Below are 11,324 nucleotides of genomic sequence, written 5' to 3'. Positions count from 1 at the left end.
GGGCGAGTAGACCTTCATCACCATAAGAGATCCCTCCTACCCGGCCCCTGCCGGGGCCGGGCTCAGAGGTGTCCACCACTCGGGGACAGGTCCCGCGGGACTCAGCTATCCCTGATCTCGGCCACCGGAGTCCAAGGTGCTTTCGGCCTTACAAGTACGGATGGATCAGCCCATGACGCGGATGCCCCAGCGGCATCTGGCGGTGCAGCAATCGTGCCGCGGCAGGCGCCGCCGCTTGGAGGCCCGTTGTGGTCGTTAGCTTCTCCGCCGTCGTGCTCCTGGGCGTGATCGTCTTCCTCCTCATAAAGAAGGCGGGCCTGAACGTCGCGCACGGCATCGTGTGCATCCTGTTCGGCTTCTTCCTGGCCAGCAGCTCTGCGGCACCGAGCATCAAAGAGGGCGTGCAGGGCGCGGTCGAGCTGATCGCAAAGATCGACTTCTAGGCCGACCGTCGGGGCATAGGCGCGGTTGTTGGCTCCCCTCCCTTCACCCCCATGCCCTGACGGTCTTTCCACCACCGGACGTGACCCGAGGACTTTCGATGATGCCGATACCCGATGTGCCTGCGCGCCGGGCGGTGATCCTGGCCACCGCTGCGGCGCCGCTGTGGGCCCAACGCCTCTCGCTGCCCACGCTGGACGGCAAGAGCGCAGTTCAAGCACGAGGGGAAGCCTCGCTCGTCGGGACTCAGGAGCTCGCCCCATCTGTGGAGCACGCGAGGCAGGCGGGCCATGGGTAGGCACAGACCTGCCCTCGACCGGCATCCGGCCCGGGACGACGCCGCCCTTCGTAGGGTGATCGAGGATGCTGCGATGGGTCGCTGGGAAGGAGCTCGCGAGCTCCTGGCCTCGACGGGGGCCGACTGGGACAGGCGGATCTTCCGCCTGCAGGTCCTCGCCCGTATCGGAGTGCGGTTGACGTTCGCCGACACATGGGCGCAGGCAGAACCTCGCTCCCCTCACGCTCTGGCTCTGCTGGCCAATGTATTGGCCTTGAGGTCGATGGCCGACGGCCCAGGGCGGGGGCCCACCGAGGGGATGCAGCAGGCGTGGAACACCTGCGGTGCCGCCGCCGACGTCCTGCCGAACGACCCATCCCCTTACGTTGTCATGCTCGCGTTGACGCGCTTCCATTCGCCTCCACGCGACCGCGAATGGCGCGCGACGGTAAAGCAGGTGTGGCAGCAGGCAATTGAACGCGATCCCTGGAACCGAGAAGCGCACCACGAACTACTCACCTACCTCTTCCCCTCCTGGCACGGCACAGGCGGAGAGGTATTCCACTGGGCACAGGAGCGGTGCGCCCACACCCCGCGAGGGCTGCCGCTGCACGTGCTGCCGCTGGTCGCCCTTGCCGAAACCCACCGTCTGCGCATGGAAGTGGACGGAGACCGTTACGGACTGACCGTTCACCCGTGGACGGACAATCCCTCGACCATGCAGGCGCGGACGAACTGGTGGGAGTACCGGGCCCCCAAGCGGCCACACGCCGCCTTCCACGAGGACGCCAACTACCTCGCGCACGCTTTGTCGTTCGCAGGCCGGCACTTGGAAGCCGCAGATGTCTTCGACGCCATCGGCCCGTACGCCACCGATGTGCCGTGGAGCTACTGCGGCGACGCCACGACCTTGTTCCGCCGCCATCGCGGCTGGGCAATGAAACTCGCCGAACCCTGAGCACAAGGTCCTGCCGCCGAGTTCAAACCCCTGGCACAGCCCAATGAGCTGGACGCATTCACAACGGAGGAAGTACCCCCATGCCCCTAGACATTCCGAGCACCACACAGTCGGAAGAGGAGCGCCTCGCTGAGCTGGGCATTACCCAGACACTCGACCGCAGCATGAGCGGCAAGCAGAACTTCGCGGTCAGCTTCACGATCATCAGCATCCTCAGCGGCTGCTTGACCATGTACGCGTACGGCATGAACACCGGCGGCCCCGCACTGATCATGTGGGGCTGGGTACTCGTCGGCCTGATGACCCTCTTCGTCGGCCTGGCCATGGCGGAGGTCTGCTCCTCCTACCCCACGTCGGCTGGCCTCTACTTCTGGGCCCACAAGCTGGCCCCACGACAGTCCGCGCCTGCGTGGGCGTGGTTCACCGGATGGTTTAACACCTTGGGTCAGGTGGCGGTCACCGCGGGGATCGACTTCGGCGCCGCCTCGTTCCTGAACGCCTACATGGACTTGCAGTTCGGCTACGCGGCCACTCCCAGGCACACGATCGTTCTGTTCGGCATCATCCTCGTCCTCCACGCCCTCGTGAACACGTTCCGCGTCCGGATCGTCGGCTTCTTCAACACTGTCAGCGTCTGGTGGCACCTGATCGGCGTGGTGGTGATCGTCGGCGCACTCCTCCTGGTCCCCGACCATCACCAGTCCCCGCAGTTCGTCTTCACCGAGTTCGTCAACAACACCGGCTGGGGCTCAGCAATCTACGTCAGCCTGATCGGCCTGCTGATGGCCCAGTACACCTTCACCGGCTACGACGCCTCCGCCCACATGACCGAGGAAACCAAGAACGCCTCCGTCGAGGGACCCCGCGGGATCATCCGGTCCATCCTGGTCTCCTGGGCCGCCGGGTTCGTACTCCTCTTCGGACTGACCTTCGCCATCCAGTCCTACAGCGGCTCCCTCGACTCCAAGACTGGCGTGCCGCCCGCGCAGATCTTCCTGGACGCCCTCGGCGAGAGCACCGGCAAGATGATGCTGCTCATCGTCATCGGAGCCCAACTCTTCTGCGGCATGGCCAGCGTGACCGCCAACTCACGCATGATCTACGCCTTCTCCCGCGACGGGGCCCTGCCCTTCTCCAAGACGTGGCACAAGCTGCACCCGGGAACCCGTACGCCGACCAACGCGGTCTGGCTGGCCGCCGGCGGTGCCTTCATCCTCGGCCTTCCCTACCTGGTCAACTCGACCGCGTACGCGGCCGTCACGTCCATCGCGACGATCGGCCTGTACATCGCGTACGTCATCCCGACGCTGCTGCGGCTGCGTCAAGGCGACTCCTTCCGGCGCGGCCCGTGGCATCTCGGCCGCTGGTCCACCCCGATCGGCGTGATCGCCGTGACCTGGGTTGCCGTGATCACCGTGCTCTTCATGCTGCCCCAGGCGTCCCCTGTGACCTTGGAGACCTTCAACTACGCACCCGTCGCCGTCGGCGTCGTGGTGATCTTCGCCGGGGGATGGTGGCTCGCCTCCGCCCGCCACTGGTTCCTCAACCCCCAACACCCGAAGCACACCGCGCAGGCCAGCCCCGTCCCTCAGAACGCAGCACGGTGACAGGCCGAGGACGGGACGCAGTCAATTCGGCCCGATAACTCCCCAGTGGGCTCGCTGCCTGCCGCCGCCCTGCCAGCGAGAGGGCGGCGAGCCCACGGACCTTCGAGCACCTGCCTCCTCCGCCGGTTCTTGATCTACATGGCACGCCTTCGCCGTGCCCCCGTCCACCGCCTAGTACAGAAGGGGAGATCCGTGAGCCGCATGGACGACGACGCCTGGATGGACGAACTCACGGCAGACGTCCTCGCCGAGCGGTACGGAATCTCGGTCGAAACAGTGGAGTGGACGTCGGCAGACAGCGAGTCCGTGAATCGACGTGTCCTGACCGCTGACGGCCGGCGGCTGCGGGTCACGGAGTACGCCACGTCGGTCAATGTGAACCTGGCGCGGGCGGCATGGGACATGTCGGAGTTCTGCAGGGCCGCCGACCTTCCCGTGCCACGGGTCTGGCCCGACCGTGACGGTGACCTCGTCGCCATATCGGAAGGCAGCGCGTGGGCTGTGGCCGACGACGTTCTTGGCCGCGCGGACACGACAGCCATGACCATGGCGCGCGCCGAGGCCACGGGCACCGTGCTGGGGCGAATGCATCGAGTCTTGGCTGCGTACCCCTTGCCCGAGCTAACGGTTCGCTCAGACTGGCGCACCATGTCTCCCGATGAAGGGGTGGCCGCGTGCGCGGTCGAGCTGGAGGCGGTCCGGCAGCGGGAGCCTCGCGACCTGGCGCAAGTGCGTGACCGGCTCCTCCGCCGTCAGCTAGACCTCGTCGCACATACTGATCGACTTCGGGCCGGGCTGCCTGCGAAGTTGACGAACCAGGCGGTGCACGGGAGCTTTGCCCGCACCCACGTGTTCATGGTTGCCGACTCCGTTACCGGCATCCTCAACTTCCGTAGCGTAAAAGGATCTCCCGTATGGGAGCTGGGTCGTGCTGCCTTCGACCCATGCACCGTGGCTCGTGGAACCCACTGGCAACAGTTCGCAGTACGGATGATCGAGGCGTACCGGTCACAGAACCCCACCCTCCCGCATACCGAAGCCTGTGCTCGAGTCGCATTGCTGGACATGCTCTACGGCTTCCACGGTGCCGCCCCCAGCAACGACGAGTCGTCAGACCAATCGCACGTCGACCTTGAGCAGTACTGGGGAGATCGGCAGATGGCGATACGACGCCTCCTCGCCAGCCTCGACTGGATCGAGGCGGCCCTGACCGATGTCAATCAGGGCTGGTGAGCCATGTCCACCACCAGGATGCTCAGTCCCTTCGCCTCCAGCGGCAGCGACGCCGTAAGCGGTGCCGCTGATCCAGTTCATATTGATCAATTCAGGACGAACGGCCGGGGGCGTTGTCAGTGGCTCCTGACATTCTTCACCACCACCCCACGACTCTGGGTGCGGACGAGACCACTCAGAGTTCGTGACGTTGTCGCGAAGAGAGGCGCCCCCACAGTGAAGACCTTGCCCGCCGCGTTCCACAGCCTGCTCTCCACAGTGACCGACACCCACGAAGTCATCGCCGAGCACCCCCGTTCCGACTCGCTCCGCACCTCGCTCTGGGAGCTTCAAGCCCCTGACGGCAAAAGGTGGTACGCCAAGCAGAACGCGGGCCCCAAACTGCACCACCGCGAGGTCGCCGCCTACGCAAAGTGGACGGCCGCCCTCGGGCCGGACCGTACTCCGACGCTGGTCGCCTCTGAGGCAGAGACCCGGACGGTGCTGGTGACCGCCGTACCCGGCCAGAGTTTGGACAAGCTGCGGCTGCCGGCCGAGCAGGAACGGGAGGCGTATCGACAGGCTGGCGCGCTGCTGGCCCGGCTGCACGCTGCCGACCCCCGACCCTGCTCCTCCACGGAGGCGGAGGCCGAGTGGCAAGCCGACTTGGAGAAGCTGCTGGCAGCCGCGGAGGCTTACCTCACGATCGACGACCTGAAGTTCCTCGGCGCTCTCGCTTCGAAGGCGCCGTCCTATCTGGATGCCGTGGTGGCGCACGGGGACTACAGGCCCAGGAACTGGATGTGGGACGAGCGCGAGCAGTACCTCCGCGTCATCGACTTCGAGCGGACCCAGCACGAGCCCGCCGTACGCAGGGACTTGAGCCGCCTGTACTACCGGGACCTCTACCAGCGGCCTGACCTCGCTGCCGCTTTCGCCAGCGGCTACGCCCGCCCGCTCACTCCCGAAGAACAGCGGGCACGCATCGCGTACGGCGTGCTGGACGCGCTGGACTCCGTACGGTTCGGCACCCAGCACCACGACCTGGAGCTCGTCGACGAGGCCCACACCATGATCATGAATCTTCGGGCCGAGCGCACCCGAAGCACGGTCGGGTGGTGACGCCCATGCGTCGGGAGAATCCGCAGCTCGCCAACGACCCCACATTCCAAGAGACCCACTTCGTCGCGATCGACTTCGAGGGCACGACGCCGAAGGGGGCCTCCCCGGAGCCGATCGAGGTCGCAGCCCTGGGAATTCAGCACATACCAGGCCAGGGGCCGGTACGTAGCGGGTTCGAGTTCCAGTCGTTGATCCGCCCGCCCCTCCATGCGCCGGTCACCGCACTCGACACGAAGCAGACCGGCATCACGGCTAGCGACGTCGCCGAGGCCCCGGACGCCGCCACCGCGCTGCACACCCTGGACGCGGCGCTGCCAGCCCGCCCCAAGGTCCTGGTGGCACATCACGCTCCGGTCGAGGCCGGGTTCATCTACCGCTACCGCGATCACTGCCCGCGCCTGGCGTACACGCGACTGATCTGCACCCGACTGCTGGCTCGTCACGTGTGGCCCGGCCTGCCCTCGTACAGCCTCGACGCGCTGCTGGCGCACTGCGGGATCCCTCAGCCTGCCCACCGGCATCGAGCAATGGACGACGTCACCGTCACCGCGGCGCTCTTCCGGCACCTGCTGACCGAAGCAGCCCGCGAGCAGGCCATCGCCTCTCTGGCCGATCTGGTGCGCGCTGCCGGCATGCAGCCCCGCGCCGCCGCGCCGACACAGCTCGAACTTCACTAACTGAAAACGAAGTTGAGGATTCGCCTTGCCTGACAGCTCAGCACATTCACCGAGAACTACAGCCCCAGTCGATACTCCGGGAGCCGTATGCGTCGCGGACAGCATGCGGCCGGATGCGGCGTACCCGCGGCCGCACTGCCAGCAGGGGCCGTGGCATCCCCTTCCGGCGCCGGACGGGCTCGCGATAATGCAGGCGTGGGGATGGCTGTTCGTTCCGGACGGCCGGTGCGTGGTGTTGATCGACACCGAGGGCTGGTGGCCGCTGCTGCCGGGCGGCACCGTCGAACAGCTCGCCGATGGTGGGGATCCGGTCGCCACGCTCAAGCGGGAGGCCGTCGAACAAGCGCAAGTGTCATGCGTCGACCCGCAGTATCTCGGCTACATGTACGACGATAAAGGCGCCGTGCACGGAGGCATCGACCCATGCGCCCGTGTCCGGATGGCGGCCCGCGTCACCCAGATTGGGCCTGCCGCTCCCGATCCAGCCACAGGACGGATGCTGCTTCGACTGCTCGCTCCGGCGCAGCAGGCGGTGGAGCTGTTCGGGTGGGGGGAACAAGCCCACCTCCACGCCACGGCCGCCGAGCGGCTGGCCACCGAGAGGTGGGGGCTGCGCCCGGCGCCCGGCGCCACGGTCAGCCAGATCCCGACTGCGGGGGTGGTCTGGTGACCAGCGCAGACGCCGCGGGCAAGGCAGGAGAGCACCCGCCGGATGATCCCGACGCGATCGTTTCGGACTCCGAGAAGCTCCTGTTCGGCGGCCCGTTGCGTTATGACCAGGGGTGGTCGCGGCATGAGCAGGCACGCCTTGAGCTGAGTCCGAAGGCGATGGTGCGGCGCATGCCGGACCTGCTGAAGACCGGGTTCCGGCTGGCCTGGCGCGCTGACGGGAATGCTGCCCGCTTGGTGATCGGGTGCGAGATCGGCCGAGGCCTAGCGCAGGCGGTGAGCCTGCTGGCGGTCAACCAGGTCCTCGCTGATCTACTCGCCGACGGTGACCTGACGGACCGGTTCCGTTCCGCGGCCCCGGCTCTCATTGTGGTCACCGTCGCCATGGTCGCGGCGGCGCTGCTGCGGTCGGTGTCCACTTATGCGACCGGCCGTCTGGAGCCCAAGGTCGAACGGCTGGCGACCGAAACCTACTTGACGCGTGCGGCCCGGGTGGAGCTGGCCGCCATCGAGGACGACGGCTTTCATCGGCTGCTCGACTCCGCTCAGTACGGGGCGATGGCCGCACGGCGTGCCATCAAGATGTCCACTCGCGTCATGAACGCCCTGTTCTCGCTGGTGGCCGCGATGGGTGTGCTCACGGTGCTGCACTGGAGTCTGTTGCCGATGCTCGTGCTGATGGCACTGCCCAGTGCCTGGTCGGCGCTGATCACCGCGCAGCGCCGCTATCGCTCCTTTCACACGTGGGTGCAGCACTCCCGGGCCTGCCAGGTGATCGCCCGGATGCTCGTCGATCCCAAGTCCGCGCCCGAGATCCGTGTGCACCGTCTCGGACCGTTCCTTCTGAAGCACTTCCGCGGCATGTCCGAGGCCGCAGAAGAAGAACAGGCTCGGCTCGCCCGCCTGGAGGGACGCACGCTTCTGATCGCCGCAGCCGGCACCGGACTTGCCACGATCGCCACCTACCTCACGCTCGGCGCACTTCTCCTGTCCGGGATCATGGCGCTCGCCGTCGCAGGCACCGCGGTCATCGCGATCCGCTCCGGCTCGGGCAGCCTCAACACCCTCGTACTCGAGCTGAACTCCCTGAACGCCGAAGCCCTGTTCATCGGCGACCTGGAGCAGCTCAACATCGAGGCGGGACGGCGGGCCATTCCCACCGGCGGGCTGGACCTTCCCGATCGGCCGGAGGAGATCCGCTTCGAGAACGTGTCCTTCATCTATCCTGGTGAGGACAGTAGCCCAGCCCTCACCGACGTCTCTCTGACCATCCCTACCGGCAAGATCATCGCCTTGGTGGGTGTCAACGGCGCTGGCAAGACCACGCTGGTGAAGCTGCTGGCCGGCCTGTACCAGCCGTCCGCGGGGCGCATCTGCTGGGATGACGTCGACACGGCGCAAGCCGACCGTGACCAGCTCGCCGGACGGGTCGCCATGGTGGCGCAAGACTTTGTCCGCTGGACCTTCACAGCTCGCGCCAATGTCGGCGTCGGGCGTCCCGAGGTTCCGCTGACCACCGAGCGAGTCCAGGAGGCGATCGACCAAGCCGGAGCTGGCAAGGTGATCGACAGCCTGCCGCGCGGACTCGACACTCTCCTTGGGCGCGGCTTCCGTGGCGGGCACGAGATCTCCGGCGGGCAGTGGCAGCGCATCGGTGTCGCACGAGCAGCGTTCAGGCGGGGCGAGATTTTGGTGGTGGATGAGCCGACGGCCGCCCTCGATGCCCGAGCTGAGCTAGAGGTTTTCGCTGCGATCCGGGCCCTGGCGAAGGCCGGGCAGACGGTGGTGCTGATCACTCACAGGCTGGCCTCGGTGCAGCATGCCGACCTGATCCATGTGCTCGACGGCGGGCGTCTGGTGGAGTCCGGCAGTCCTGACCAGCTCCTTGCCGACGGCGGCGTGTACGCCGAACTGTTTGATCTTCAAGCGAGCCAGTTCGTTCGGCCAGGTTCCAACGGTGCTTCGGTTCCTTCGCCCCGCTCCTCCCTGCCCGACACGTCCTCGTCCACCCCGCAGTCATGAACTCGAATCCCAGATCCCGTGCCCGTCAGGCGCCGCCCGCGCCGTCCATGCCGATCCCGGCCCGGGTGGCCGAATGGGCCAAGGTCCGGATCGGCGCACTCGCTCCCTGGCCGCTGCCGATCGATCTCAGCGGTGCTCGCGCCTGGCGCGTCTCAGCACCGCAAGGCCTCATTGACATTCGCGTCCACGGCACTGACATGGCATTTCGACGCGAGGTTCTCTCCTATCGCACCGCGATCCACCGCCTCGGTCCCGCTCACGGGCCACGCATGATCGCCCACGAGCCGCGACTGCGTGCCTCGCTGACTACGCACCCCCGTGGAAGGCCCGTCGACGACGCGGCGTCCCTGCACGCGCTGCCGCGCATCCATCAAGACGCCGGCACGCTGCTCGCTGTCCTGCACGGCAGCGTCGAGCGCATGCATGACGCCCGTGCACAGGCGGCCCGGCATCTCACTCACTACGTCAAGCACATCGTCCGTCTGCTCGACCGCACCACCGCATGGCTGAGCCTTGAGGAAGCCGAAGCCGTACGTAGCAGCGCCGACAGGCTGCTCAACCATGACCAGGATCTGCCGGTGGCGTTCTGCCACGGCGCATTCGGCCCGGCCTCATGGCGGTGGAACATCCAGGGCCAGACGCTGTCCTTGACCAACCTCGGGCAAGCTCAAGTCCTCCCCTCAATCGTGGACTTCGCCCGATGCACCCATCTGTGGGCCGGGCAACCGCACCTCGCCGACATGTTCTTCGCCGGGTACGGACGCACCCTCGACGACAACGAGCTCCTTGCCCTCGACGACGCCGCCGTGCTCACCGCGGCTGAGGACCTACACCACGCGGTCGTCCTACGCGATGGCGACGCCCTCTCCTTGGCTGCCGCCGCCCTACGGGACTCCGTCGGCCGCCGATCTCCCGCACCAGACCGCGTCGTTGTGCGGGAGCGCGAGGACAACCCGCCCCGACCAGACGTGCCCGGGGCTCCCACATCCGCTGCTGAGCTAGGCACCGAAAGGATCGAGCCGTGAACACGAAGTTGATGTCGGAGGACTCCCATGCGTAAGTTCATGCATCCCGGACGACTGTGGGCCGCACCGGGCGCCCCAGCCGAGGAGTGGATCAAGCCGCATGTCCTGTGGCTGCCGCAGTCCGATCCCCAGGTCCTCGACTACTTCGCCCGACTGAACGAGGTCGTGACCCGCTATCCGGACGTGATCGCCCCGATCGCGCCGGAGGACCTGCATATGACCATCCAGTCCATCAGGCCCCTGAACAACACGGGCGTACGGGTTGACGGCGCCGACCTGGAGAACGCTGCGGTCGCGGTCCAGGGTGAGCTGGCGGATCTGGAGCCGTTCCGTATCGAGATCGGCCCGGCACGGGCATCGGGCTCGGCAGGGATCGTCGAGATCTGGCCAGAGGAAGGCCCCGCGATGCTCAACCGCCGGGTCCGCCAGGGACTGCTCTCCGTCGGCATGGATCTGCCTCCAGAGGAGGAGCATTTCTGGTGCCACATGTCGTGCGGGTACGGCGTTCAGGACACCGACACCCCTGAGCTGGCGGCGCGTTCAGATCAGCTGGCGTCCGACCTGGGCAAAGCCATCCGGCCTGGCATCCGCACCTCCGCCCTCATCTCCTCGGTGTGGCTGGTATGGGAGCAGCAGGTTCCGTCCAGGAACACGTACACGTGCCAACCGGTCCACGAACTCCGCTTGGGCAAAGGCTAGTTCCCCCCCTTCAGAGGAGTCTGTGCAGAGCATCGGTCACCGGGTTCAGTGAACGCACCTCGGAGACGCTGCCCGCCGGATTCCGGAAGGGCACATCCGTCCATCGAAGAGAGCGCACGAGCGTGATCCACACGTCACGCCCGTTCCGACAAGGAAGGTAAGGATGAATGCCGTGAGCATCGATGACGAGCGGCTGGCAGAAGCTGGACGTGCCCTGGACAGAGGCGACTTCAGGGACGCCGCCGACCTGTACGAGGCAGCAGTCCTCGCTGCCTCGCTCCGGCTCGGCGAAGATCACGACGCGGTTCTCCAGGGCGAGCTGGAATGGGGGCTGGCACTCTACGGGCTGGGCCGCTACGCCGAGGCAGAGATACACCAGCGACGTTCTCTGGAAGTGCGGATCAGAACACTCGGCGCCGGCCACGAAGACACACTGAACACACAGGGGAGGCTAGCCGAATCGATAGGCGAGCAGGGCAGATGGCAGGAATGCGAAGAGCTTGCCGAGCAGGCCATCGCCCTAGTGTCTCGTGATTCCGTTTGAGTTACCTGTCGTCGATGGGCTCGTTGCTCTGGCATGGATCTCTCCGCTGAACAGATGGATGATTTGCGGGA

General features: G+C 66.7%; 11 protein-coding genes. All 11 read left to right on the top strand.

Annotated elements, in window-relative coordinates; translation table 11 throughout:
- The first annotated feature begins 248 nt into the window (after positions 1 to 248).
- The 11 genes from ACGFYH_RS36970 (at position 249) to ACGFYH_RS36920 (ending at position 11,253) form a co-directional block, all read left to right on the top strand.
- Entirely contained in the window at positions 249 to 443 is a 195-nt protein-coding gene (locus ACGFYH_RS36970) for a hypothetical protein (protein WP_393807553.1), read from the top strand.
- 369 nt (positions 444 to 812) lie between these two features.
- The gene (locus ACGFYH_RS36965; protein WP_393807552.1) at positions 813 to 1,676 is read left to right on the top strand and encodes a hypothetical protein; all 864 of its coding nucleotides are present in this window, start codon (positions 813 to 815) and stop codon (positions 1,674 to 1,676) included.
- An 80-nt stretch (positions 1,677 to 1,756) separates the two neighbouring features.
- Positions 1,757 to 3,283, top strand: a complete 1,527-nt coding sequence (locus ACGFYH_RS36960) for an amino acid permease (RefSeq protein WP_393807551.1) — start codon at positions 1,757 to 1,759, stop codon at positions 3,281 to 3,283.
- Positions 3,284 to 3,484: 201 nt separating this feature from the next.
- Positions 3,485 to 4,516, top strand: coding sequence for a phosphotransferase enzyme family protein (locus ACGFYH_RS36955; protein WP_393807556.1), 1,032 nt, complete (start codon positions 3,485 to 3,487; stop codon positions 4,514 to 4,516).
- A gap of 216 nt (positions 4,517 to 4,732) precedes the next feature.
- Positions 4,733 to 5,617: an aminoglycoside phosphotransferase family protein gene (locus ACGFYH_RS36950; protein WP_393807550.1), complete on the top strand. Its 885-nt coding sequence runs from the start codon at positions 4,733 to 4,735 to the stop codon at positions 5,615 to 5,617.
- Between the two features lie 5 nt (positions 5,618 to 5,622).
- Positions 5,623 to 6,294 (top strand): PolC-type DNA polymerase III, encoded by a 672-nt coding sequence (locus tag ACGFYH_RS36945; protein ID WP_393807555.1) that lies wholly within the window; start codon positions 5,623 to 5,625, stop codon positions 6,292 to 6,294.
- Positions 6,295 to 6,523: 229 nt separating this feature from the next.
- Positions 6,524 to 6,964, top strand: a complete 441-nt coding sequence (locus tag ACGFYH_RS36940; protein WP_393807549.1) for a hypothetical protein — start codon at positions 6,524 to 6,526, stop codon at positions 6,962 to 6,964.
- Entirely contained in the window at positions 6,958 to 8,985 is a 2,028-nt protein-coding gene (locus ACGFYH_RS36935; RefSeq protein WP_393807554.1) for an ABC transporter ATP-binding protein, read from the top strand. The genes ACGFYH_RS36940 and ACGFYH_RS36935 overlap by 7 nt, the downstream gene beginning before the upstream one ends.
- Positions 8,982 to 10,010: a hypothetical protein gene (locus ACGFYH_RS36930; RefSeq protein WP_393807548.1), complete on the top strand. Its 1,029-nt coding sequence runs from the start codon at positions 8,982 to 8,984 to the stop codon at positions 10,008 to 10,010. Before ACGFYH_RS36935 ends, ACGFYH_RS36930 begins: the two co-directional genes overlap by 4 nt.
- A 27-nt stretch (positions 10,011 to 10,037) precedes the next feature.
- Positions 10,038 to 10,709, top strand: coding sequence for a hypothetical protein (locus ACGFYH_RS36925; protein WP_393807547.1), 672 nt, complete (start codon positions 10,038 to 10,040; stop codon positions 10,707 to 10,709).
- 172 nt (positions 10,710 to 10,881) lie between these two features.
- Complete coding sequence (locus ACGFYH_RS36920) at positions 10,882 to 11,253, top strand: tetratricopeptide repeat protein (RefSeq protein ID WP_393807546.1); 372 nt, start codon at positions 10,882 to 10,884, stop codon at positions 11,251 to 11,253.
- The last annotated feature ends 71 nt before the right edge of the window (positions 11,254 to 11,324 follow it).

Source organism: Streptomyces sp. NPDC048392, from assembly GCF_043200575.1.
GTDB lineage: Bacteria > Actinomycetota > Actinomycetes > Streptomycetales > Streptomycetaceae > Streptomyces.
This window is presented reverse-complemented; position numbering and strand designations above follow the sequence as displayed.